Origin of the sequence: Nocardia vulneris (genome assembly GCF_001613425.1) — a bacterium.
Taxonomy (GTDB): domain Bacteria; phylum Actinomycetota; class Actinomycetes; order Mycobacteriales; family Mycobacteriaceae; genus Nocardia; species Nocardia vulneris.
Window position 1 is genome coordinate 139,312 of record NZ_BDCI01000047.1, and the last position, 22,283, is coordinate 161,594.

At 68.6% G+C, this 22,283-nt stretch carries 25 protein-coding genes; 14 read left to right on the forward strand and 11 right to left on the reverse strand.

Annotated elements, in window-relative coordinates; genetic code table 11:
• Positions 1-5: 5 nt before the first annotated feature.
• The 3 genes from NVU01S_RS38570 to NVU01S_RS38580 are packed head-to-tail and all read left to right on the forward strand — an operon-like array spanning position 6 to position 3,230.
• On the forward strand, positions 6-965 hold the full coding sequence (locus tag NVU01S_RS38570; protein ID WP_043676848.1) for a carbohydrate ABC transporter permease: 960 nt from the start codon (positions 6-8) through the stop codon (positions 963-965).
• Positions 956-1,828, forward strand: coding sequence for a carbohydrate ABC transporter permease (locus tag NVU01S_RS38575; RefSeq protein WP_014985904.1), 873 nt, complete (start codon positions 956-958; stop codon positions 1,826-1,828). Before NVU01S_RS38570 ends, NVU01S_RS38575 begins: the two co-directional genes overlap by 10 nt.
• Before the next feature lies 1 nt (position 1,829).
• Positions 1,830-3,230, forward strand: a complete 1,401-nt coding sequence (locus NVU01S_RS38580) for a beta-N-acetylhexosaminidase (RefSeq protein ID WP_043676851.1) — start codon at positions 1,830-1,832, stop codon at positions 3,228-3,230.
• A 4-nt stretch (positions 3,231-3,234) separates the two neighbouring features.
• Here NVU01S_RS38580 and NVU01S_RS38585 read toward each other — a convergent pair whose 3' ends face one another.
• Positions 3,235-4,116: a phosphotransferase enzyme family protein gene (locus tag NVU01S_RS38585; RefSeq protein ID WP_043676854.1), complete on the reverse strand. Its 882-nt coding sequence runs from the start codon at positions 4,114-4,116 to the stop codon at positions 3,235-3,237.
• A 111-nt stretch (positions 4,117-4,227) separates the two neighbouring features.
• On the opposite strand from NVU01S_RS38585, the gene NVU01S_RS38590 reads away from it, so the two are divergent.
• The 3 genes from NVU01S_RS38590 to NVU01S_RS38600 are packed head-to-tail and all read left to right on the forward strand — an operon-like array spanning position 4,228 to position 5,807.
• Entirely contained in the window at positions 4,228-5,127 is a 900-nt protein-coding gene (locus tag NVU01S_RS38590) for an SAM-dependent methyltransferase (RefSeq protein ID WP_043676923.1), read from the forward strand.
• A gap of 60 nt (positions 5,128-5,187) precedes the next feature.
• On the forward strand, positions 5,188-5,475 hold the full coding sequence (locus NVU01S_RS38595) for a hypothetical protein (protein ID WP_373864243.1): 288 nt from the start codon (positions 5,188-5,190) through the stop codon (positions 5,473-5,475).
• Positions 5,475-5,807 (forward strand): ribbon-helix-helix protein, CopG family, encoded by a 333-nt coding sequence (locus tag NVU01S_RS38600; RefSeq protein ID WP_043676857.1) that lies wholly within the window; start codon positions 5,475-5,477, stop codon positions 5,805-5,807. Before NVU01S_RS38595 ends, NVU01S_RS38600 begins: the two co-directional genes overlap by 1 nt.
• Here the strand turns inward: NVU01S_RS38600 and NVU01S_RS38605 are convergent, their stop codons facing one another.
• The 4 genes from NVU01S_RS38605 to NVU01S_RS38620 form a co-directional block, all read right to left on the reverse strand.
• Positions 5,808-6,743, reverse strand: coding sequence for a phosphotransferase family protein (locus NVU01S_RS38605; protein ID WP_082032257.1), 936 nt, complete (start codon positions 6,741-6,743; stop codon positions 5,808-5,810).
• Between the two features lie 55 nt (positions 6,744-6,798).
• Positions 6,799-7,362 (reverse strand): PadR family transcriptional regulator, encoded by a 564-nt coding sequence (locus tag NVU01S_RS38610; RefSeq protein ID WP_043676863.1) that lies wholly within the window; start codon positions 7,360-7,362, stop codon positions 6,799-6,801.
• 28 nt (positions 7,363-7,390) lie between these two features.
• Entirely contained in the window at positions 7,391-8,119 is a 729-nt protein-coding gene (locus tag NVU01S_RS38615) for a DUF8817 family protein (RefSeq protein WP_043676866.1), read from the reverse strand.
• A gap of 116 nt (positions 8,120-8,235) precedes the next feature.
• A complete protein-coding gene (locus NVU01S_RS38620) occupies positions 8,236-8,667 on the reverse strand; it encodes an alpha/beta fold hydrolase (RefSeq protein WP_244467399.1) in 432 nt (143 codons plus the stop codon).
• A 66-nt stretch (positions 8,668-8,733) separates the two neighbouring features.
• Between NVU01S_RS38620 and NVU01S_RS38625 the strand changes: the two genes are divergently transcribed.
• From NVU01S_RS38625 to NVU01S_RS38645, 5 genes are all read left to right on the forward strand, one after another.
• On the forward strand, positions 8,734-9,606 hold the full coding sequence (locus NVU01S_RS38625; RefSeq protein WP_043676868.1) for a LysR family transcriptional regulator: 873 nt from the start codon (positions 8,734-8,736) through the stop codon (positions 9,604-9,606).
• A gap of 105 nt (positions 9,607-9,711) precedes the next feature.
• Positions 9,712-9,894: a tautomerase family protein gene (locus NVU01S_RS38630; protein ID WP_042260280.1), complete on the forward strand. Its 183-nt coding sequence runs from the start codon at positions 9,712-9,714 to the stop codon at positions 9,892-9,894.
• A gap of 157 nt (positions 9,895-10,051) precedes the next feature.
• Positions 10,052-12,352, forward strand: coding sequence for a GH92 family glycosyl hydrolase (locus NVU01S_RS38635; protein ID WP_043676872.1), 2,301 nt, complete (start codon positions 10,052-10,054; stop codon positions 12,350-12,352).
• Positions 12,353-12,445: 93 nt separating this feature from the next.
• Complete coding sequence (locus tag NVU01S_RS38640) at positions 12,446-13,807, forward strand: M14 family zinc carboxypeptidase (protein ID WP_052281017.1); 1,362 nt, start codon at positions 12,446-12,448, stop codon at positions 13,805-13,807.
• 365 nt (positions 13,808-14,172) lie between these two features.
• On the forward strand, positions 14,173-14,619 hold the full coding sequence (locus NVU01S_RS38645) for a nuclear transport factor 2 family protein (RefSeq protein ID WP_043676874.1): 447 nt from the start codon (positions 14,173-14,175) through the stop codon (positions 14,617-14,619).
• Here NVU01S_RS38645 and NVU01S_RS38650 read toward each other — a convergent pair.
• The 4 genes from NVU01S_RS38650 to NVU01S_RS38665 all read right to left on the reverse strand — a co-directional run bounded on the left by NVU01S_RS38650 (position 14,616) and on the right by NVU01S_RS38665 (position 17,862).
• Positions 14,616-15,491 carry a lysophospholipid acyltransferase family protein gene (locus NVU01S_RS38650; RefSeq protein WP_052281018.1) on the reverse strand — a complete coding sequence of 292 codons (876 nt, stop codon included), beginning with the start codon at positions 15,489-15,491 and terminating at the stop codon, positions 14,616-14,618. The genes NVU01S_RS38645 and NVU01S_RS38650 overlap by 4 nt on opposite strands.
• Before the next feature lie 24 nt (positions 15,492-15,515).
• Positions 15,516-16,220 (reverse strand): hypothetical protein, encoded by a 705-nt coding sequence (locus tag NVU01S_RS38655; RefSeq protein WP_052281019.1) that lies wholly within the window; start codon positions 16,218-16,220, stop codon positions 15,516-15,518.
• Complete coding sequence (locus NVU01S_RS38660) at positions 16,217-16,867, reverse strand: hypothetical protein (RefSeq protein ID WP_244467400.1); 651 nt, start codon at positions 16,865-16,867, stop codon at positions 16,217-16,219. Before NVU01S_RS38660 ends, NVU01S_RS38655 begins: the two co-directional genes overlap by 4 nt.
• Before the next feature lie 104 nt (positions 16,868-16,971).
• Positions 16,972-17,862 carry an NAD(P)-dependent oxidoreductase gene (locus NVU01S_RS38665; RefSeq protein ID WP_043676877.1) on the reverse strand — a complete coding sequence of 297 codons (891 nt, stop codon included), beginning with the start codon at positions 17,860-17,862 and terminating at the stop codon, positions 16,972-16,974.
• Between the two features lie 49 nt (positions 17,863-17,911).
• On the opposite strand from NVU01S_RS38665, the gene NVU01S_RS38670 reads away from it, so the two are divergent.
• Complete coding sequence (locus NVU01S_RS38670) at positions 17,912-18,304, forward strand: MerR family transcriptional regulator (RefSeq protein WP_043676879.1); 393 nt, start codon at positions 17,912-17,914, stop codon at positions 18,302-18,304.
• A gap of 80 nt (positions 18,305-18,384) precedes the next feature.
• Here the strand turns inward: NVU01S_RS38670 and NVU01S_RS38675 are convergent, their stop codons facing one another.
• A complete protein-coding gene (locus NVU01S_RS38675) occupies positions 18,385-18,576 on the reverse strand; it encodes a ferredoxin (RefSeq protein WP_043676882.1) in 192 nt (63 codons plus the stop codon).
• On the reverse strand, positions 18,573-20,006 hold the full coding sequence (locus tag NVU01S_RS38680) for a cytochrome P450 (RefSeq protein ID WP_043676935.1): 1,434 nt from the start codon (positions 20,004-20,006) through the stop codon (positions 18,573-18,575). Before NVU01S_RS38680 ends, NVU01S_RS38675 begins: the two co-directional genes overlap by 4 nt.
• 134 nt (positions 20,007-20,140) lie before the next feature.
• Here NVU01S_RS38680 and NVU01S_RS38685 point away from each other — a divergent pair, with 134 nt between their 5' ends.
• Together NVU01S_RS38685 and srmL are read left to right on the forward strand one after the other, a co-directional pair.
• On the forward strand, positions 20,141-20,809 hold the full coding sequence (locus tag NVU01S_RS38685; protein ID WP_043676885.1) for a TetR/AcrR family transcriptional regulator: 669 nt from the start codon (positions 20,141-20,143) through the stop codon (positions 20,807-20,809).
• Between the two features lie 263 nt (positions 20,810-21,072).
• Positions 21,073-22,188 (forward strand): PheS-related mystery ligase SrmL, encoded by a 1,116-nt coding sequence (gene srmL, locus NVU01S_RS38690; RefSeq protein ID WP_043676887.1) that lies wholly within the window; start codon positions 21,073-21,075, stop codon positions 22,186-22,188.
• Positions 22,189-22,283 lie beyond the last annotated feature (95 nt).

A 22,283-nucleotide genomic window follows, 5' to 3' on the forward strand; every position in this document is an offset into this window, starting at 1 on the left:
CACACATGGCTATTCGAGAACTACCGACCACCGCGCCGGCGCCGCGAATCGCGCCGAAACCACGCAGGCTGCGCCGGGACACGATCGCCGCCTGGCTCTATCTCGCGCCCGCGGGCCTGCTGCTCGCCGCGGTGCTGGTGTACCCGATCTATCAGATCGTGCTCATCTCGTTCTACGACTACGGGCAGGCGCAGGCGACGGGCGCCGCACCGCTGGAGTTCGTCGGCCTGGGCAACTATCGAGAACTGCTCGCCGACAGTCAGTTCTGGATCGTGCTCGCCAACACCTTCGTGTTCGGCGGGGTCTGCGTGATCGGCGGGCTGGTGGTGGGCACGGCGCTGGCGGTGCTCGCCACCCGGGTCCGGCCGCTGCCGCGGATGCTGCTGTTCCTCGCGGCGCTCGGCGCTTGGGCGACCCCGGCCATGGCAGGCTCCTATGTCTGGCTGTTCCTGTTCGACACCGACTTCGGTGTGGTGAACGAGGCGCTGTCCGGCCTCGGGTTGCGCTCGATGGAAGGCCACTCGTGGACCTTCGGCACCCTCAGCGCGTTCGGTGTGGTTGCCGCCGAGGTGATCTGGTGCTCGTTCCCGTTCGTCATGGTGACGATGTACGCGGGTATCAAGGCCATCCCGGAAGAAGTGCTCGAAGCCGCGGCGCTGGACGGCGCGTCCGCGTGGCGCTCGGCCCGCTCGGTGATCCTGCCGATGCTGCGCCCGCTGCTGCTGATCGCGACGGTGCAGTCGATCATCTGGGACTTCAAGGTGTTCACCCAGATCTACGTGATGACCAATGGCGGCGGCGTGGCCGGGCGGAACCTGGTGCTCAACGTCTACGCCTACCAAAAAGCTTTCGCCGGGCAGGAATACGGGCTCGGCTCCGCGATCGGAGTCCTGATGACGCTGTTGCTGTTGTCGATCACCGGCCTCTACGTCCGGTCCCAGCGCAGGAGCACGAAGTGGGCGTGACGACCAAGGTGCGCCGCACCCCGCGCAAACCGGGCCGCCTGATCGCCGAAGCAGTCACGGTGGTGATCGCGGGCCTGGTCGCCTTCCCGCTGTACTGGATGGTGCTCTCGGCGATCAAGCCGCCGGGTGAGATCCAATCGGCCGATCCCAAGCCGTGGACTCTCGCGCCGAGTCTGGACAGTTTCAGCCGGGTGCTCTCGATGAACGGCTTCGGCCGCTTCTTCCTGAACAGCTTGCTGATTGCCGTGGTGGTGGTGCTGTTGTCGCTGCTGCTGTCGTTCCTGTCCGCGGTGGCACTCACCCGGTTCCGTTTCCGCGGCCGCACCGTGCTGCTGGTGATGATCCTGGTCGCGCAGATGGTGCCGGTAGAGGCGCTGACGATTCCGCTGTTCTTCCTGATGCGCGAGATCGGCGGCACGGTGCCGGCGCTCGGGCTCAACGAACTCGGCTCGATCATGCTGGTGGACTTGGTGTTCAGCCTGCCGCTGGCGATCTGGCTGCTGCGCGGTTTCGTCGCCGCGATACCGGACGAGCTGGAGGAGGCCGCCAAACTCGATGGGGCGAGCCGGATCCGGTTCGCGTGGCAGATCCTGCTGCCGCTCGTCGCACCCGGTCTCGTCTCGGTGAGCGTGCTGTCGTTCATCCACGCGTGGAACGACTTCCTGTTCGCGAAAACGTTCATCATCTCCAAGACCGAGAATCAGACACTGCCGCAGGCGATCCTGGTCTTCTTCAAGCCCGAGGACACCGACTGGGGCGCGGTGATGGCCGCCTCCACCCTGATGACAATTCCGGCTCTCGTCCTGTTCATCCTGGTGCAGCGCAAGCTGGTCTCGGGTCTGGGCGGAGCGGTGAAAGGCTGACATGCCCGGTTTCGACACCCTGCTCCCCCGGCCGGTCTCGGCGACCCCGATGCCCGGCACCTGTCCATGGCCCGCCGCGGTCGATATCCGTAGCGGCACAGATCTTCCGGCCGAGGGCTACCGGCTGGAGATCACCCCGGACAGCATCACGCTCACGGCCGCGGATCACGCGGGCCGGGTCTACGGCGAGCAGACGCTGCGCCAGCTCGCCGGCCCGGAAGCGTTGCGGGCCGCCCCGATCGGCGGACGGGAGCTGTCGGTGCCGTGCGGTGTCGTCGAAGACTATCCGCGCTTCGCTTGGCGCGGTTGCCTGCTCGACGTCGCCCGGAACTTCCGGACCAAGGCCGAGGTGCTGCGGTTCCTCGACCTGCAGGCCGCGCACAAACTCAACGTCCTACACCTGCACCTGACCGACGACCAGGGCTGGCGATTCGCGGTGCCGGGCTACCCGCGATTGACCGAGATCGCTTCGTGGCGAAGCGGATCGATGGTCGGCAGGCACGACGGCCCGGAACGGGACGGACGCCCGCACGGCGGCTACTACAGCGACGACGATCTCCGGGAGATCGTGGCCTACGCCGCGGAACGCGCGATCACCGTGGTGCCGGAAATCGACGTGCCCGGTCATGCGCGGGCGCTGCTCGCCGCCTATCCCGAACTCGGCCCCGATCCCGAAAAGCAGTGGGAGGTATGGACGTCGTGGGGCGTCAGCAGCCCGCTGCTCGATCCGGCACCGGACACCATGGCGTTCTTCCGCCGCGTCTTCGACCATGTGCTGACCCTCTTCCCCGCACCGGTCATCGGTCTCGGTGGTGACGAGGTGCCCGGCGCGACCCCGGCGCACGGTCGTTTCGTCGCCGACCTGGCCGCCTATCTGACGGCCCAGGGGCGACGGGCACTCGGCTGGGACGAGGTCCTCGACGCCGGCGACCTGCCGCCGATGGTGATCGGGGCCTGGCGCGACGAGGCCGCGGCCGAGCGGGCCGCCAAGGCGGGCCACGAGGTCGTGCTGTGCCCGGAAGATCAGGTCTACCTCGATCATCGGCAATCCGATCACCCGGACGAACCGATCCCGGTCGGCTATCTGCGCACGCTCGAAGACATGTACAGCTACGAACCCGCCTACACCGGACCCGGCGTCATCGGCCTGCAAGCCCAGATCTGGAGCGAGCACCTGGACACCGTGCGCCGGGTCGACTACGCGGCCTTCCCGCGGCTCTGCGCGATCGCCGAAACCGCTTGGAGCCCAGCCGATCGCGACCTCGCCGAGTTCCTGGCCCGGCTCCGCGAGCACCATCTCCCTCGCCTCGACGCCCTCGGGGTGGAGTATCGCCCGCTCGACGGGCCGCACCCGTGGCAGACCCGGCCCGACGTCCCCAGGTCCGCGCACCGGCCGCGCTGAGCGCTCAGGGGCGGAGTCGATGGAAGGCGGCGATCCGCTCGCGGTGGTACTCGAGGTCGTCCGCGTCGTGCTCGACACCGCGGGCGACCGCGAGGCCGAAATAGACCGCCTCTCTGCGTAGGCGGTGCCGCATCAGCTGCGCCAGGGCTACATCGTCGAAGGGGACGGCGGTGCCGCCCGCCGCGTGATAGGCCTCGACGAATGCTCGGACGGCGGTCAGATCGCGCCCGTACTCGTCACCGAATTCCAATGCGGCCGAAGCCAGTTCGACCTCGGGCGGGGCGACCAGCGCTTCGTCCCAGTCGAGCACCGCGGTGACGTGACCGGCGCGCGAGAGCAGGTTGCCCTCGTAGTAGTCACCGTGCAGCGGCTGCGGACGCGCGGTTCGGGTGAAGTCGGCGAGCCAGCGGTCCAGGTCGGGGTCCGGTAGTTCCGCCGACGGCGCGCCGTCCAGTCCGATCTCCAGGAACGATCGGGTCGGCCGCGGTGGCGGGCGGTGCCCGGCCAGTGCGCGGTGCACCCGCGCCAGCAGCACTGCCGCCTCCTCGCGCTGCACCGGATCCTCGCTACTGGCCCACTCGCCTTCGATGAAGGGCCACACCGTGATCGGGCGACCCGCCACCACGTACACGGTCGAACCGTCGGCACGCGCCAGCGGCGCGACCGCCTCCGGAACCTCGCGGGCAGCGGCGACGGCGATGCCGTGGCACCATTCGAGCTGCGCCGGATCGCGGTCCTGCGGGCCGATCCGGACGACCACGTCGCCCACCCGGTAGGCGGCGGACTCCTCGCCGCCGAAAAGCCGTACGCCGTCGCCCTTGTGCCCCCATTCGGCCGCGACGGCCGCCCTGATGTCCTCGGTCAGCGGGATCTCGACGTAAACCACGCGACAAGTTCTACCAGTGCCCGCGCGCCCGGCGCAGGTGGATTTCCGCCGCCCCGGCGGATAACAGACCGAGTAGTGCACTATTTCCATTCGGGAGGTACCTTGGCGATCGTGCGTACCGAGGGAGATACCTGGGACATCACCACCAGCGTCGGATCCACCGCGTTGTTCGTCGCCGCGGCCCGCGCACTCGCCGGTCGGCGGCCCGACCCGTTGGCGGTCGATCCGTTCGCCGAGATCTTCCTCCGCGCCGCCGGCGCGGAATGGGCGGACCTGCTCGACGGCAAAGCTCCGGACCAGCCGCTGCTCGCACCCGGATTCGGCGAGGTCTTCCAGACCTTCCTGGAAGCCAGGACCAAGTATTTCGACGACTACTGCGCCGCGGCGTCCGCGGCCGGGGTCCGGCAGGTCGTCATCCTGGCCGCCGGTCTCGACGCGCGCGCCTATCGGCTGCCCTGGCCCGACGGCACCGTCGTCTACGAACTGGACCAGCCCAGCGTGCTGGCGTTCAAACAGCAGACCTTGGCCGCCCACGGCGACGAGCCGCGCGCCGAACGTCGCGAGGTGCCGGTCGATCTGCGCGAGGACTGGCCGAAGGCGTTGCGCGCGAAGGGTTTCGACGTGACCGCCCCGACCGCGTGGCTGGTGGAGGGGCTGCTGCCCTATCTGCCCGCCGTCGCGGTGGATCAGCTTTTCGAGCACATCATCCTGATCAGCGCTCCCGGCAGCCGGATCGCCATCGAGGAACTGGACGTCGTACCCGAACCGACCCGCGCCGCACTCGCTGAGCAACCGGAACTTCCGTTGAACGGCGGCGCCGACTGGGTGCACCTGATCTACAACGAACAGCGCAGTGACGCGGCGCAGTGGTTCGGCGCGCACGGTTGGCACACGGCGGGTCGCACCCTGCCGGACTACCTGGCCGCGGTCGGCCGGGACATCGGCTCGCCCACCTCGGACGCACCGGTGCTGCCCACGCTGGTACGCCTGGTGACCGCGATCCGGCCCTGAATCTCGCCACGCTCGTCGTCCCGGGTAGCTCGCTCCCTTTCGGCGTACTACGCGCGTATTATGTCGTCTGTGGGTTTCGAGTGGCCTGATTGGGCGCTGGACATGCTCATCGGGATCACGCCGGACGAGGTGATGCAGGTGCTGACCAGACAACGACGATGGCCACGCCGTGGTCGCGGCGTCGAAGGCATCCAGCTGCTCACCATCTGGGGCCGTACCGCGGCAGGCCGGCCGCTGATCGTCGGTTTGCGGCAGGCCGAGTCCTGGCAATGGCAGATCGTCGCCGCTCGCCCGATGAGCCCGGAGCAGGTAACCGAGTTCGAAAAATGGGAACAGGAGAACCAGTGATGGGCGACAACAACTTCCCGGCCACCCCGCAGGGGGTGGACGAACTGATGGACAGCCTCGTGTTCGACGACCAACCAGTGCACGAGGCCGAGGTGCCGCGTCCGCTCGCGCCCGGTGAGGACATCATGGTGGTGCGCTCGCTGCGCATTCCGCTCGATATGGATCAGTCCATCAAGGCCGAGGCGCGCCGCCGCGGCGTCACCATGAGCGAACTCATCCGGGACTGGCTCGCCGTGGAACTCGCCGCGCTCGCCGACGACCAGCCCATCTCCCGCGCCGACGCCCTGCGCGCCCTCGCCGGCGTCCGGCCCATCCATCCCCGGGCGAGTTGACTACCCGGCGGCCAGCCACTGACCGAGCCGCGCCCGATACTCCCCCACCAGTTCCGGTTGCCAGCGCGCGAAATACGCGGTCTGGTTCAGCGCGTACAAGCCGACGCCCAGCCGCAACCGCACCGCGTCGGCCGGGTCCGGCGGGAAATGGTCGCGGTACGACTCCAGGAACGGCTCTTGCGCCCCCGGCCACCATTCGAACAGCAGCTCGCTGAGCTTGCCGAAATCGGCGAATCTGTCGTAGTAGTGCGCATGTTCGAAGTCGAGCAGTGCCGCGGGCGCACCGTTGTCGACCAGCATGTTGTCCAGGTACAGATCGCCGTGCACGAGCGAGGCGGGCTCGCCGGTGCCGAGTTCGGCGATGACGCGAGCGAAAGCAGCAGCGATCGTCGCGGGAGTGGCGGGCAGCGCCGCTTCGGGAACCGCGCGCAGCGCGGCCTCGACCTGATCGGTGGCAGCCGCCGCCCAGGTCGTCCGTTTCGCCGAACCGGTGACCGCGCCGAAGGTTTCGCGCCGAATGCCGTGCAGGGTGCCCAGCCAGTCGCCGAGCGTGCTCGCCAGCAGGCGCAGATCGGCCCGGTCCGCGCGTAGCGCGGCGGTCCCGCTCTCGCCGGGCAGGTATTCCTGAATGGTCACCGGCAGACCGAGCGGGGTGTGCGGCACGAATTCGTGATAGTGCACCGTCGGCACGCCGGCCTCGCTCGCCAGGCGAGTCGCCGTCACCGTGGCGCGGACATACTCCGGATCGGTGCTGCGCCCGGGAATGCGCACGAGCAACCGGCCGTCGACGGTCTCGGCCAGCCAGAGACAGTTGCTGTAGCTGGGCGGGCCAGGCCGGATCGAGGTCACCCGGGCCGCCGGGCAAGCCTGCGCCAGCACTCCGGCGATATCCCCTGCCGTCCACTCGGCGGCGCTGCGAACCGGCTGACTGACCACGCTCCAGTTCTACCAGCGCGCGCCCGGGTCCCGCAGATCTGTACCCCGCGCCTGCTCAGCGTTCGTCGGCCATCTCGAAGGCGCCGGCGGTCAAGCGGTCGATCAGGCGCTGGGTCCATTCGGCGCGGCTGTCCGCCGTGTGCAGCCACAGACCGAGCACCTCGCCGACCGGGCCCCAGGTATCGAGATCGGTACCGGGCGAGAGGTGTTCGGTGATGCTCGCGCGCCACCGTGCCATCTGCTCGGCGCGCTGCCGGAGCAGATCGATGGCCTCCGCGCGCGGCAGATCGTCGATCAGCCCGACCGCGGCGGCGAGCACGTCCAGCCGCGGATCGCGCTGGGCGAGCGCCGCGCGCAGCAGACCGAGATAGGCCTGCTGCCCGGCGTCGGTGGTCTCGTATTCGATGCGCGGCGGACCACCGGTGGTGCTCGCGGTGGTTTCGTGCGCGATCAGCAGCTGTTCGGCGGTCATCGCTTTGAGCGCGTGATACACCGAGCCGGATTTGACGCCGGCCCATTCGTGGGCGCCCCAGGATTCCAGATCGGCCCGGACCTGATAGCCGTGTGCTCGCCCGCGCCGCCGCACCGCGCCGAGCACCAAGAGCCGAACTGCCGACATCGGTCCTACCTTTCGCGCCGGGAGCGGGTCACTGATCGGCTCGCCACGCGGCCAGAATACGGTGCAGCTCCGCGACACCGGCCAGGGCGTCGGCGAGCGCCGCGCGGTCCGCGCCGGTCAGCGGGACGGTTGCGATCCGGGTGAGCAGCGCGTCGGCATGGGCCGGATCATCCAGGCGCACAGCGAGTTCGGCCCGATAGACGAGCGCATCGACCAGATCGACGGTCGTCGCGCCGGCTTCGGTGCGCCGCAACGTCGCATCGAGGATCTTCGCCGCCTGCGCGTCCTCGCCGCGCGAATCCGCCTGTACCACAGCATCATCGATCGCCTTGCGGAGTTTCGACGTCGGGCCCGCCGCATCGGTGGCGCGCATCGGGAAGAAGCGGATCCAGTTCCCGCCCGGATCGACCACAAGGAAACCGGTGAGATTGTCGGTGTTCTTGCGCCTTCGGGGACGGGTCATCCGCGGCGTCCCGGCGACCAGCAGTTTGCCGTGCTTCGCCCGCATTCCGGCCGCGAACGAGTCGAACAGTGCGCCGATATCGGGTACCTGCACCACGCACGACCCGTAGGAGTCGGCGGGCACGAAGCCGGGCATCCCGAAGAACTGCAACCCGATGTCTTCGCGCTGCATCCCGATGGCGGGATTGGGCCGGGCCTGGCGGTAGGTCTGCTCGAAGCCGAGCATTCGGTAGAACTCGCCCATCTCGTCGATGTCCACGCAGGGCAACAGCGGGGTAATGATCTCTCCGGCCATGTCGGCACATCCTTCGCTGCGATGCTCGATTACTAGCCAAAATTGGCTAGCAAAGGAAGCGTAGCCGCAGCTGGTCGACTAAGCAAACTTGGCTAGTCCGTCGATCGGCGGACGCCTCAGTCGGCGCGCGGAAGCCAGGCGCGCCGCTCGTCGGCGAGGGAACCGCTCGGCGGGATCGCGACGACGTCGACGAGCAGTAGTGAGGCATACGGCACCCCGCCGACCAGGTGCGTGCGCAGCGACACCGCACCGCCGAAATCGTGCGCGACGACATGCGGCCGGTCGATCTGCCAGTAGTCGAGCAGCGCGGCGAACGCCAGCGCCTGACTGCCGAAATCGACCGGGTCCTCGGATCGCTTCGACGACGCGCCATAGCCGGGCATATCCCAGAGGTAGACGGTGAAGTCGTCGGTCAGCGCCTCGGCGAACGGCCGCCACAGCACCGACGAGAACGGTGTGCCGTGACAGAACACCACCGCGGGCCCCCGCCCCGCGCTCCCCCACGAGATCCGCCGCCCCTGCCATTCGAAATCTTCCGAAAGCTCCATAGCAGGGCCGTACCCGCCGGCCGATCGGGGGAAACGAACCACCGCGGCCGCCCGTAGGGTCGAGCCGTGGAACTGCGTCAACTCCGGTATTTCGTCACCGTCGCGGAGGAATTGCACTTCGGGCGGGCCGCCGAACGGCTGCACATCGTCCAGTCGGCGGTCAGTCAGCAGGTGCGCCGGCTCGAACGCGAGCTCGGCGTCGAACTGTTCGATCGGTCGCCGCGGCGGGTGATGCTGACCGAGGCAGGCGCGCACTTCCTGCCCGGCGCCCGGGACGCACTGGCGGCGGCCGCCCGCGCGCAGGCCTCGATCACCGGGTTCGTCGCGGGCGCCACACTGCGGCTCGGCACCGGCACCGGCCTGGGCGACCACCTCGATCGCATCGTGGCACGGCTGGTGCCGCAGGTGCGGGTCGAGCCGGTGTCCGCGTCCACCCGCGCCCGGGTCGAGCAGGTGCTCGACGGACGCCTCGACGCCGCGTTCGTCCGCGGCCCGTTCGAGCATCCCGGCCTGCGTCGCATCCCGGTGTGGGACGACCCGCTGCTGGTCGCGATCTCGGCTCGGCATCCGCTCGCCACGGCACCGGAACTCGCGCTGGCCGACCTCGCGCCTTACCCGCTGCGGATCACCGAGCGCCGGATCAATCCCCCGCTGGTCGATCTCGTCGTCGGCGCCTGTCACGACGCCGGATTCGAGCCGGTGCCGGGTCCGGTCAGCGCCGCGCTGCCGGACACCCTGGCGATGATCGGCTCCGACAGCAGTTGGACCGTCGTGTACGCCGCGCACGCGCGCCAGCTGCGCAGCACCAGGGTGGTGTTCAGTGCCCCTGCCGCGCCGGGGCTTTCGCTGGAGACGGCACTCGTGGTGCGGGCCGCGCAGGCGCCGCCCGCGTTACCCATCCTGCTCGCCGCCTGCGAATTCGACGATAGCGATCGGTGATCGCAGCGTGCGCGAACTGCCGCTTGGACCGGCGCCGCGGGTGCAGCAGATTGGTCGGTAGGCCCGCTCGAAACCGCGCGGGGCACACCGAGAAAGGATTCCACCATGCCGAATGTCGTCGTCCAGCAGCTGCCCAAGACCGACGAGGCCAAGCGCGAGCTGGTGCGCCGGATCACCGACGCATTCGTCGACGCGTACAAGTCGCCGGCCGAGTCGGTGCACGTCTGGATCGAGGAGTACCCGGCCGACGGCTACGCGGTCGGCGGAAAGTTCATCGCCGACAAGTAGACCCGCGCGCCGAGGCGATCGGCCCCGTCGCAGCCGACGGGGCCGGTCTCGACAAACGCGCTGATCAGCGGCGTGTCGGCGGGTGACGGCGGACCGTGCAATGCCAGGATGAGCAGGCACTGGGCAACGTTGTCGGAGGCTCGTCGAGGGAGCATGCATGTCGCGTCGCCGTCTGGCCTGCCTCGTTGTCCCGCTGTTGCTTCCGTTCGTCCCCGCCGGGGCGCAGGCCGAAACCGCGGTCGATACCAGCCGGTACGTGAATCCGTTCGTCGGCACCCAGGACGGTGGGCCCGATTTCGGACACGGCGGCGGCGCGGGCATGACCTTTCCCGGCGCGGTGGCCCCGTTCGGGATGATGCAGTGGAGCCCGGACACCGTGCGCTCCGCGGGCGGCGGGTACAAGTACGAGGACAACCGGCTGTACGGATTCTCGATGACGCATATCTCCGGACCGGGATGCACTGGCGCGCAAGACTTTCCGGTACTGCCGATCAGCGGCTCGATCGGCCGGTCGCCGGCCGTCGACGGGGCGGGCTACCTGCAGACCTTCGACCACGCGAACGAGCGGGCCGACCCGGGCTACTACAGCGTGACCACCGATTCCGGGGTGCGGACCGAGCTGACCACCGCCACCCGCGGCGGCGTCGCCCGGTTCACCTTCCCCACCGGCCGGCCCGGCACGGTGCTGCTCGACGTCACCGGCTCGGTCAACGGCGTCGAGGACGCCGAGATCACCCTCGACGGCAATGCGGTATCCGGCTGGGCGCACACCGGCGGGTTCTGTGGCGCGAAGAGCCGGTACCGGGTGCACTTCCACGCCACCTTCGATCGTCCGATCACGGCGTCGGGCACCTGGCGCGACGATGTCCTCTATCCCGGCGACCATTCCGTCACAGGCAAGGCGCAGACGCGCCGCACCCGGTCCGGCGAGATCGCCAGCAACGGCCAGGGCAGCGGGCTGTTCCTGCAGTTCGACTCCGACCGCCCGGTGCAGATGCGCACCGCCATCTCCTATGTCAGCGTCGAGGGCGCCCGGCGCAATCTCGCCGCCGAGGTCGGCGCCAAGGATTTCGACACCGTGCGGGCGGAAGCGCACGCGGCCTGGCAGCGCAGGCTGGATCAGATCGTGGTTACCGGCGGTGCACCAGATCGGTTGCGTACCTTCTATTCCGCGCTCTACCACGTGTTCTTGCAGCCGTACATCTTCGACGATGTGGACGGCAACTACACCGGGTTCGACGGTCGCGTCCATCAGGTGCGCCCGGGACATCATCACTACGCCACCTTCTCCGGGTGGGACATCTATCGCAGTGCGGCACAACTACTCGCCTGGCTGGCACCCGATGTCGCCTCGGATATCGCGCAATCCATGTACGACAACGCGCACGCGCTCGGGGACGTGTGGGATCGGTGGTCGCATCAGAACACCGTCACCGGCGTGATGAACGGCGACCCGTACCATTCGATCCTCGCCAGCGCCTACGCCTTCGGGGCACGGGACTTCGCGGCCGCGGACGCACTGGCCTCGATGATCGCCGGCGCCGAACGCGTCGGCGAGCTGTCCGGCTACACCGAACGCCCCGGCAACGACCAGTATCTGCGGCTCGGCTGGGTACCGGATCAGGTGTCGGACACCCTGGAATACAACATCGCCGATTTCGGCATCGCTCAATTGGCCGCACGACTGGGCGCAACCGAGCAGCACGACACCTTCCTGCGCCGTGCGAGCGGCTGGGAGCATCTGTTCAATCCGTTCACGGGCTGGCTGCAACCGCGCTCCGGGATCGGCTTCTTCGGGCTTCTGTTCGATCCGGCGGCCACCGCGGGTTACGTGGAAGGCAATGGGGCGCAATACCATTGGATGGTTTTGCACAACGTGGGTGCGCTCTTCGCCAAGATGGGCGGCCGGGACCGCGCCGCCGCCCGCCTCGACGAGTTCTTCACCGAACTCAACGCGGGCCCGCACGCGCCGCATGCCTACCTCGGCAACGAACCGTCGCTGCAGACCCCCTGGCTGTACGCGTGGGCCGGGCGGCCGCACCGCACCCAGGACGTGGTGCACCGGGCGCGCACCGAACTCTTCGGCCCGGAAGCCGACGGCCTGGCCGGCAATGACGATCTGGGCACGATGTCGGCCTGGTACGTCTGGGCCGCGCTCGGGTTGTATCCCGTGATCCCCGGCCGCGCCGAGCTTTTCGTACACGGGCCCGCGTTCGAGTCCGCCGTGGTGCGCCGCTCGACCGGCGCCGAATTCACCATCGTCGCGCCGGAAACCTCCGACGCCAACCGCTACATCCAATCGTTGCGGGTCGACGGCGCGGACACGACGAGGGCGTGGCTGCCCGAGTCGTTCGCGCTGTCCGGCGGACGCCTCGACTTCACCATGGGCCCGCGACCCGCGCCCCGGTTCGGCGCCACGGACGCCGACACGCCGCCGTCGTTCGGCGTCCGGCGGTAGCCACCGGGCGCGGCGTCGGGCGCGGCGCGGTGGAATCGGCGTTGCTGCGGGCGAACCGACCCGTTCGCGCCGGCATCGATCCCACTATTGACTATGGACACAGACGAAGTGGCGGCGGACGAAGTAGGCAGACTCGTCGGTGCGGTGGCACCGACCGATTCGTTCCCTACGGTCGACGAATTGGACCACTTCGTCGACGCATTGGCCCGCGCGTTACCCGATCGGGTCACCGTCACAGAGCTCGGCGGGTCGCGCGGCGGGCACCCGATCAGGTGCGTGCGGATCGGCGCCGGGCTCCGGCAAGTGGTGGTGGTCGGCAATCCGCATCCGAACGAACCCATCGGCATGGCGACCATCCGGCACCTGCTCGGCAGGCTCACCCGCGAAGGCGACCGGACCCTCGGCGCGACTTGGCATTTCGTGCTCTGCATGGACCCGGACGGCACCCGGCTCAACGAGGGCTGGTTCGCCGGACCGCGCACGAGAACCACTGTCGCGCACGGCTTCTATCGGCCACCGGCCGCCGAGCAACCGGAGTGGTGCTTCCCGACCAGCTGGCGCGGCCACGCGGTGGGCGCGCCGCTGCCCGAGACGAAAGCGCTGATGGGTCTGATCGATCGAACCCGGCCCGCGCTGATCGTGTCGTTGCACAACGCCGATTTCGGCGGCGGATTCTTCTACACCACCGGCGGTGACCCCGAATACTGGTCCGGGCTGACCGGACAGCTCGCCGCCGCCGGCGTGCCGATCTACACCGGCGAACCCGACGTTCCCGGCGCGACGACCTGGCAGCCCGGGGTCTTCGAACTGCCGCCGTTCCCACGGATCGCCGAGGCGCTGGCCGGCGACGGCATCGAACCGCTGGCGATGATGTACGGCGGCGGCATCCGCGACTACGCCGCGTCCCACGCAACCGCCATCCTGGTGTGCGAACTGCCGCTGTGGGTGGACCCGCGGGTCGCCGACGAGACGCCGAGCGGCCACCGGATCGCCGATGTCCTGCACGCCACCGCGACCGATTACGAGGAGATCGCCGACCTGATCAGCGGGGTGCTCGGTCGCCTCACGGCCCACCTGGACGGCAGCAGCCCTTTCCAACGAGCCTTGACCGACACGGTCCGGGCCCTGCGCGGAAACGCGATCGCCAAACGATCGGCCACCGATACCCGGCAGGCCACCGTCGGCGAGATCTTCATCGAGAAGTACGTGTGGGCGGGGGTAGCCCGGTTGCGGGCCGGCGGCATGTTGCTCCGACTGCTCGAATCGTCCGCGGGCACCGGGCCGCAAGAGGTGGTCGCCGAACGTCTCCGCTTCGCGCCGATCTTCGACAAGTGGTGTGCCGACATCGAGGCCGACGCGCCCGGACAGCCCGTGCCGATCCAGCACCTGGTTGCCGTCCAGTCCGCCGCCATCGTGACCGCCGTGGCCCGGCTGCGCGACGGCCGGCCGATCTGACCCTGACCGGCGGATACGCCACCGATTTCGAAGTCACGGTTTCGTAACGGACGGCGTTGGGTAATCACAGATACATGACATCGACGGATAACCGACCCAGCCGCATCGCCGGCTTGGAGCCGGGGACCGCGGTTTTGGCATTCGCTACGTGCCTTGCCTTTTCGATCGGCATTGCCACTCTTACGCAGTCTGCTGTCACCACGGTCCTCGCCTGCCTCAGCATCGCGGCCGGACTCGTACTCGTACTGAACATCTTGCCGCACAAGGCCTGACACCCGACTCCCCCGCTCGCGGCCGGGTCTTGCATCCCGCGCACAACCCTGGTGGCATTGCGCCGAACCGTTCGGCGTAATTCGGAGGCGAGCATGCTGTCCCTGCAAGAGATTTCCGATCGCATGGAGATCCAGGACCTGATGGTCCGGTATTCGCACGCGGTCGACACCGGGCAGTGGGACCTGCTGGACGACATCTTCACCGATGACGCGCACATCGACTACACCGCGATGGGCGGTCCCGCGGGCGACGTGGCGGCGACGAAGCGATTCCTCGCCGCCATGCTGCCCAATTTCCCCGCGTTCCAGCACCTCATCAGCAATTCCTCGATCACCGTCGACGGCGACACGGCCATCGGTCGCACCATGTGCCACAACCCGATGATGATGTCCGGCGGGGACGGTCCGTCGAGCCTCATGCTGTGCGGGCTGTGGTACCTGGACACCTTCGCCCGCATCGACGGACGCTGGCGCATCGCGCGCCGGGTCGAGGAGAAGAGCTATATGTTCGTCGCACAGGCATTGCCGGGCACCGGTTAGCCCAGGATCGGCAGGCCGCGCTCCGCGCTCAGCCGCGTCAACGCATCCTGCATGACGCCGGTGACGTGATCGTAGGCGGCGTCGAGATTTAGTTCGGGTCCGTGCTCGGAGCGCAGGTCGATCGGCGGGAGAAACTCGATCGTCACCTTGCTCGGCAGCGGGATGTGCCCGGCCAGATCACCGATGTTGAGGCCCCAGGGCAGCGCCAGCGAAATCGGAAACACTTTGAGGCGCAACATCTGATCCAGCCGCAGCAGCCGCGCCAGCCGATCCCCGCGGCTGAGCATCAGAGCGGTCTGCTGTGCACCGACATTGACGAAGGGGACAATGGGAACATTTGCGTCCCAAGCCAATCGGAGAAAGCCCGTGCGGCCCGCGAAATCGATCTGGTCTTCCTCCCAGGTCGGTCGATGCACCTCCCAGTCACCACCGGGATACACCAGCACCGCCGCGCCCGCCCGGAGCACCTGGCGCGCGCGTTCCGGATCCGCGCCCACCGTGCCGAAGCGTCGCAGCAGCGTGCCGATCACCGGATAGGCCATCACCATGTCGTGCGCGAGTTGAAAGAACGGCCGATGCGGCCCGAACCGGCGCACGAACGCCAGCGTGGTGACGAGCACCTCCGGCGAAACGTTGCCCCCGGAATGATTGCCGACCAACAGGACCGGACCTTCGTCCGGGATGCGGTCGAGGCCGCGGACCTCCGCCCGGAAATACATCCGGGCGAACAGCCACGCCGGCCCCACGGTGTCGATGATGAATTCGGGATCCCGGTCGGCCGGATCGGCCGCCGGGACCCGCGACTTCACCTGACGAGCAACCCAATCGGTCAACCGGTCGATCCGGTCGGTCGGCAATCCGGGCAACTTCATGGGCGATGTTCCGTCGTTCGGTTTCTACGATTCGATGGTCAGCAACCGCCGGAAGAACCCGCGGTAGCCGCGCAACGCCTGACGTAGTTCCTCGGTGTCGGCGTCCTGCAGACCCGAGCTGTGCTCCTCGAGCACGCGCTTGCGTTCGGCGTACGCGGTGGTCAGCTGGTAGATCACGTCGCTGACGATCTTGTCCGCCTGGGTGACCGCGTCGCGCGGGCTGTCGACGAAGGCACCCTGCACCTCGCGCCACTGGGTGCGCAGCCGATCGAGGTCGGCCTCGCCGAACCACGCCCCGCCGACGCCGTCGAGCGAAGTACGCTGCTGCGCAGTGGTATTCGCGGTCGCCGCGACCTCGTTGCCGGCGGCGGCGCCCGGATCCGCGGCAGGCTCGTCGAAGCGTGCCTCGGTAGCTGCGTCCCGCTCCGGAACCGCGGTGGCATGCGGGTCCACATCGGCTTCGGTCAGCGCCTCGGCGTGCTGGTCCGCGGCGGATACGTGCCCGCCGGAATCGGTTTCACCGAACGCGTCGGTCCGCTGTGGCGAGTCCGCCGTGCTCGATGCGGTGGACGTCCGCTCCGTTTCGGTGCCGTACTCGGCCGCCGCCGCTTCCCGCTCGTCCGCGTGCGCTTCGGATTCCGCCGTCGCCCACTGGTTCTCGTGCTCTTTCGGTGAATCCGCTGCGGTGGCCCGCTCGGGCTGCACGGTGCGGTCGTATTCGGTGCTCATGACAGTGCCTTCTTGTCGTGCCGGGTCTGCTCGGTCGTCTCGTGGTGCGCCTGCTGCTGGGCGGCGGTCGCGTCCCGTTCGGCCGTCTCGACGGGTGCGGCCTTCTTGTCGTCGGACGCGCCGTTCAGCAAGTCCTGGAACAGATCCCGGTAGTGCACGATCGCGGTGCGCCGGTCCTCGGTGGACACGGCGGTCCCACTGGGCCGGGTCGCGATCTCGTGCGCAGTCCGGTAGTGCCCGAGCGGTGCCGCGTGCTCCACCGACAGATCGGCCACCTGCTGATCGAAATTCTCGGTGGGATAGCCACGTTCGGCCATCACGGTGGTCAGCAGGCGGTCAGCGGCGAGCAGGGCCGCCGCCGGATCATCGATGAACTGCTCCTGCACCTCGACCCAGCGGGCCGTGTACAGCTGCTTCTGCTCGTCGGACAGCGCGCGCAGTTCGAGCTCGGCATGGCGGCGTTCGCGTTCGGCCAGTTCACGTTCCGCGGCGCGACGGTCGTCGTGTTCCTGAACCGTCCGGTCGTATTCCGGGCCGAATCGGCTGCGCAGCCGTTGCCTGCGCACCATCGGCCACACCAGTAAGGCGATGACCACCGCAGCGAGGACGACCAGAACGATCACTGTGATCAACACTCCAGACGACACTTGAACCTCCTTGCCGAGCCTGTCGTATCGGACAGGTAATGCCTCACCGCCGAGGTTCCAAACTCTTGATCTCCCGCAGTCACTTTCACGCCGCTACCCGATGATCACCGCGGTGGCGCACTCGCGGCTTTGGCGAATTCCTCGATCAGCACGGGATATTGCTCGGCGCCGTGCCCGGCCGCGATCGCCCGGTCCGCCATCGCCTTGATCAGTTCGGGCAGTTCGGTATTGACGCCGACCGCCGCGCTCTCCGCGAGCAGGTGTGCCATTGCCCGCACATCGGTCTCCAGCGCGGATACCTGCGCGGGGAAGGCACCCCGATCGATCTGCTCGGCATAGCCGGGCAGCCAACTCGCGACGCCGGCCGCGATCTGTTGCGCGAACGGCGCGTACGCCGCCGCGTCGACACCCGCCGTACGGAGCATCGCGGTGCCGTGCAGCCACGCGTTCAGCACGCTCCACATCATCGCCAGTCCCGCCACGTCGTACAGGGACGCCAGTCCGTGGTCCGCACCGAGGTAGGTCACGGTGCCGAGCGCGTCGAGGATCGGCCGGTGCGAGTCGAAGTCCGCGTGCGGGCCGCTGTGCAGAATGACCGCCTCGGCAGTGCCGATGGCCGACGGGATCGCCATGATGGCCCCGTCCAGATACCGCGCGCCTCGCGAAGCGGCCCACGCGGCGGCGGTTCTGGCCTGAGCGGAGTCACCCGAGGTCAGGTTGATCAGCGTCGTCGCGCCGAGGTCGAGGTCATGGGTATCGAGCAGTTCGCGCACGGCCTGGTAATCGGTGAGGCAGATGATCGTCAGCGGGCTCGCCGCCAGCGCGTCGACGAGGGTGGGCGCCTGCCGGGCACCTTCAGATACCAACTGGTCGGCTTTATTTGCCGTGCGATTCCACACCGTGGTCGGATGGCCTGCCCGCAGGAACGCCGCGGCGAGGGCCCGGCCCATCAGTCCGAGTCCGAGGACGGTCACCGTGGTCTGTTGTGTACTCATGGCAGCATCTTCAACGTTGATATCGGTGTGAAGGTCAAGTGAGGTTTCGATGCGAATCGGGGAACTGAGTCGTCGCACAGGCGTCAATGCCCATCAACTGCGGTACTACGAGGCTCAGGGCTTGTTGGCAGCGGCGCGGGGCGCGAACGGTTACCGCGAGTACGACGAGGACGCCCTGCTGCGCGTGCAGCAGATCCGGCACCTGCTCGGGGCAGGCCTGTCCTCCGAGGACATCGCCTACTTGCTGCCGTGCGCCGTCGGCGCGGCCCCGGAACTACTCGGGTGCCCGGAGTTGTTGTCCGCCATGCGGTCCCGGCTGCAGCGACTCGACGAACGGCTGCACGGACTCGCGCAGTCGCGCGATGCGCTCGCCCGGTACATCGCCGCCGCCGAGCAGACCGGCGCCGAGCACTACCCACCGTTCGACGCGGTCTCGGCCTGACTTCGCGCACCCTTTCCGCGTTCCCGCACCCGCTTCCGCAGGCCAGAGCGGGTGCGGGAGGTCAGAAAGGGTGCGGGAGGTCAGGGGGTGCGGCGCAGGGCCTCGACCGGACAGCTGTCCACGACCAACTGGACGAGGTCCGGGTCGGACTCGGCGGCCGGGTCCGCGAGCGGTTCGACGATGCCGTCATCGCCCACGCGGAACAGGCTGGGGGCCAGGGCTTCACACATGCCGTGTCCCTCGCACCGGGCGCGGTCCGCGACGATCCTCACGACAGTCGTTCCAGCCGGATCGGGAGACCGTCCGCGGGCATCGGGCCGGTGCCCGCAACGAGCGGCACCTCGTAGCCGGGCCGCAGCGACCAGCGGTAGCGCAGCAACATCTGGTGCAGCACGGCTTTCACGGTCATGCCGCCGAAGTAGAGGCCGATGCACTTGTGCGCGCCGCCGCCGAACGGGGCCCAGGCCAACCGATGCGATTTGTCCTCGCGCCGGTCGGCGGCGAACCGTTCGGGATCGAACGCGTCGGGATCGCGCCAGTACGCCTCGGTGCGCATCATCGGGTAGGCGCCCACGACGACGAGCGTGCCCCGCGGCAGGTAGTGACCCAGGATATCGGTGTCCCGGATGGTTTCCCGAACCTGCTGCGCCACCGGCGAATACAGCCGCAATGCCTCTTTGAACGCGAGATCGAGGCTGGGCAGACGGTCGAGGTCGGCGTAGTCGAGCGTGGGTTTGCCGAGCGCCCGGGACTCGGCCCGCAGCCGCTCCTGCCACTGCGGATGGCGGGCCAGCTCGTAGGCCAGCATGGTCGCGGCGATCGTGCTCGTGTCGTGCGCGGCCATCATCACGAAGATCATGTGCTCGATCACTTCGCGATCCGAGAACGTATGCCCCTCTTCACTTTCCGCGGCGCAGAGCACGCTGAACAGATCCTTGCCCGCACCCGCGCGCTTGGCGGCCAGTTCGCGCCGGAAATAGTCGGCCAGCACACGACGACCGCGAAGGCCACGCGACCACACACCGCCGGGCACATCGGTCCGCAGCAACGCGGTCGCGCCGTGCACCGCGTCTTCGAAAGCCCTGCTGAGCATGACACTTTCGGGCCCGAGTTCGGCGCCGGCGAACACCTCGGTGGCCTGCGCGAGCAGGATCTTCTTGACCTCGTCGTAGAGCGCGAAGTGCGCACCGGGCCGCCACTGCGCGATCCCCCGGGTGATCCGCGGCGTCGTCAGCTCTAGGTAGCCGACCAGGCGCGGCCTGGTGAACGCCTGCTGCATGATCCGGCGGTGGAACAGATGCTCGTCGAAATCCCGGAGCAGCAGGCCGCCGTGGAAGAACGGGCCGATCACGAACTCCCAGCCACGCTGCGCCGAGAACACCTTCTCCCGGTCGAGCAGCACCGCCTCGACCGCGGCGGGGCTGAACACACCGACCGTCCGGCGACCGAGCAGACCCATCCAGCTCACCGGACCATAGCGTTCGAATCGGTTGCGCGCCAAACCGATCGGATCGCTCAGCGCATGCAGGGTGTAGCCGATGCCCGGCGCGCCGAAGTCGCCGGGCACGGGCAGCAGGTCACTGCCCGCCGGCGGCGGCGCGAGCGGCCGCGCCGTGGACGGATAGCGCTCGACGACCCGGGCGCCGAGAGTTTGCGCCTGCCTGGCGAGGCGCGCCCGCAAGTGCCGGACATCCCCTGATATATCGGTAATTCTCTGGGGCACAAGAAGACTCATTGCGGCCGTCCCTTCGCGACGCTGCGATGCTCCGACCATACCGGAAACGCACGTTTCCGTAAACACTTGTTTCCCGACTTCTGCTGTGCGAGGCTCCTGAGGTGACCCGAGCATTCAGCGGCACCTATCGCGGCACGTCCACCGCCGAACGCCGGGAAGATCGGCGCAGGCGGTTGATCGACGCCGCCCTGGACATCGTCGGCACCCAGGGTTTGTCGGCGCTGACCGTGCGCGGGGTCTGCGAACAAGCCAAGGTCGGCCCGCGTTTCTTCTACGAGGCCTTTCCCGACCTGGACGGGCTCGCCGCCGAGTTGCTGCTCGAGGTCCAGGAGGCCGCCCTCGAACGGGCCCGAGCCGCGATCGCGGACACCGCGGGTACACCCGCCGACCGGATCCGGGCGGGTGTCGCCGCGTTGATCATCGAGGTCACCGACGATCCACGCCGCGCGCAGATCATCTTCGCCCAGGCGTACGGCAGCGAGGCGCTCATGCGCTCGCGCTTCGCGGGAATGCGCCGGGTCGCCGATGTGATCATCGAACAGACCCGGCTGGTGCTCGCCCTGCCCGCGGGCCAGGACACGGCCGTGGCCGCCACCTCGCAGCTGATCACCGGCGGCGCCGCCGAACTGGTGCTGGTGTGGCTCGACGGCGGCCTCGACGTCGACCGCGACGGTTTGATCGATCTGATCGCCGATTTCGCCATCGCCATGGTCATGCGCCTGCCCGACGTCGCCCAGCGCCTCTCCGGCGGCTCCCCCGCCTCGTGCTGACGCGCGGTACGCCGCCCGGGCCGAACTCGGCGCGAAAGGCGAGCAGTTCGCGCCCCAGCACAGCTCCCTGTGCGCAAAGAATCGGCTGGCCACTGCGCCGGTGGATCGTCTACCCTCGACGCATGAACGCAGGCAGGCGATTTCTTCGCCCCGGGCCGCCAGTCGGCCGCGGGGACAGCCGCGTGCGTAGCCGCACGTAGTTCCTGTGGCCGTCGCCGGTTCGGGGGTTGTACCGAAACCGACCGGCTACCAAGGAATTACCGATGCCTGCCTATCTCACCACCCTGGATCTGTCGCGCGCGCTGACGGTGCGCGACCTCAGCGACGCCGCCCAGGGCCCGCACGCCATGCAGCAGCTGCTCGACGAACTCGTCGCTGCGCTCACCGCGCCTGCCGGGCCGACCGTGCGCATCGTGCGCAATTCGCCGATCGTCGCGGTCGCCGACAACTACGACAAGCTCGGCTACGACCCGGCCGACGTCACCCGCGACGCGCGCTACACCCGATACCTCAGCCCGACCGCCATGCTGCGCAGCCACACCACCGCCGATATCCCGGCCGCGCTGCGCCGCTATGCCGAAATACGCACCGTGACAGATGAATTGATCGTCGTACCCGGTCTCGCCTACCGTCGCGACGTCGTGGATCGCAGCCACGTGGGCGAACCACACCAGCTAGATCTGTGGCGTCTGCGATCCCGCCCGGACATCGGCGAAGCCGACCTGCAGGAAATGATCGCCCGGCTGGTGGCCGCGGTGCTGCCCGGCGCGGTCTGGCGCACCACCCCCGCCGTGCACCCGTACACCGCGCTCGGCCGCCAAGTCGACGTCCGGCTCGGGGACGACTGGCTCGAACTCGCCGAATGCGGGCTCATCGCCGAACACATCCTGGCCGGTGCCGGGCTCGATCCGGGTCGCTGGTCCGGCACCGCACTCGGGCTCGGCCTGGACCGAGCGTTGATGCTGCGCAAGGGAATTCCCGATATCCGTTATCTGCGTTCGGCCGACCCGCGCATCGCCCAGCAACTGCGCGACCTGACACCGTGGCGCCCGGTGTCGATGCTGCCACCGATCCGGCGCGATCTGTCGGTGGTGATCGCGGACCACACCGACGACGAGACCCTCGGCGATACGGTGCGAAAAGTGTTGCACGACAGGCTCGACGACATCGAGTCGGTGCTCGTCACGGCGCGCACCCCGTATGACCGGCTACCCGATTCGGCGCGCGAGCGCCTCGGCATCCGGCCGGGGCAAGCCAATGCCGTCGTACGACTCACCCTGCGGCCGCTCACCCGCACGCTCACCGACGAGCAGGCGAACGCGATCCGTAACGAGGTCTATCGGGCGATTCATATCGGACCGCGCCTCGAACTCGCTTGAACAATAAAGAACCGTCCACCCCGATCGCCAATCCCGTACGGACGCAAACCATTCCGTATCCTCCCCACTTCACTGGGGAGGATACGGCAGGCGGC

Bases quoted from the DNA above. Each gene is read 5' to 3' on its own strand.
- NVU01S_RS38570 (WP_043676848.1), top strand. From the start codon at position 6: ATGGCTATTCGAGAACTACCGACCACCGCGCCGGCGCCGCGAATCGCG.
- NVU01S_RS38580 (WP_043676851.1), top strand. From the start codon at position 1,830: ATGCCCGGTTTCGACACCCTGCTCCCCCGGCCGGTCTCGGCGACCCCG.
- NVU01S_RS38595 (WP_373864243.1), top strand. From the start codon at position 5,188: ATGTCGTCTGTGGGTTTCGAGTGGCCTGATTGGGCGCTGGACATGCTC.
- NVU01S_RS38600 (WP_043676857.1), top strand. From the start codon at position 5,475: ATGGGCGACAACAACTTCCCGGCCACCCCGCAGGGGGTGGACGAACTG.
- NVU01S_RS38610 (WP_043676863.1), bottom strand. From the start codon at position 7,362: ATGTCGGCAGTTCGGCTCTTGGTGCTCGGCGCGGTGCGGCGGCGCGGG.
- NVU01S_RS38615 (WP_043676866.1), bottom strand. From the start codon at position 8,119: ATGGCCGGAGAGATCATTACCCCGCTGTTGCCCTGCGTGGACATCGAC.
- NVU01S_RS38620 (WP_244467399.1), bottom strand. From the start codon at position 8,667: ATGGAGCTTTCGGAAGATTTCGAATGGCAGGGGCGGCGGATCTCGTGG.
- NVU01S_RS38630 (WP_042260280.1), top strand. From the start codon at position 9,712: ATGCCGAATGTCGTCGTCCAGCAGCTGCCCAAGACCGACGAGGCCAAG.
- NVU01S_RS38635 (WP_043676872.1), top strand. From the start codon at position 10,052: ATGTCGCGTCGCCGTCTGGCCTGCCTCGTTGTCCCGCTGTTGCTTCCG.
- NVU01S_RS38640 (WP_052281017.1), top strand. From the start codon at position 12,446: ATGGACACAGACGAAGTGGCGGCGGACGAAGTAGGCAGACTCGTCGGT.
- NVU01S_RS38645 (WP_043676874.1), top strand. From the start codon at position 14,173: ATGCTGTCCCTGCAAGAGATTTCCGATCGCATGGAGATCCAGGACCTG.
- NVU01S_RS38650 (WP_052281018.1), bottom strand. From the start codon at position 15,491: ATGAAGTTGCCCGGATTGCCGACCGACCGGATCGACCGGTTGACCGAT.
- NVU01S_RS38655 (WP_052281019.1), bottom strand. From the start codon at position 16,220: ATGAGCACCGAATACGACCGCACCGTGCAGCCCGAGCGGGCCACCGCA.
- NVU01S_RS38665 (WP_043676877.1), bottom strand. From the start codon at position 17,862: ATGAGTACACAACAGACCACGGTGACCGTCCTCGGACTCGGACTGATG.
- NVU01S_RS38670 (WP_043676879.1), top strand. From the start codon at position 17,912: ATGCGAATCGGGGAACTGAGTCGTCGCACAGGCGTCAATGCCCATCAA.
- srmL (WP_043676887.1), top strand. From the start codon at position 21,073: ATGCCTGCCTATCTCACCACCCTGGATCTGTCGCGCGCGCTGACGGTG.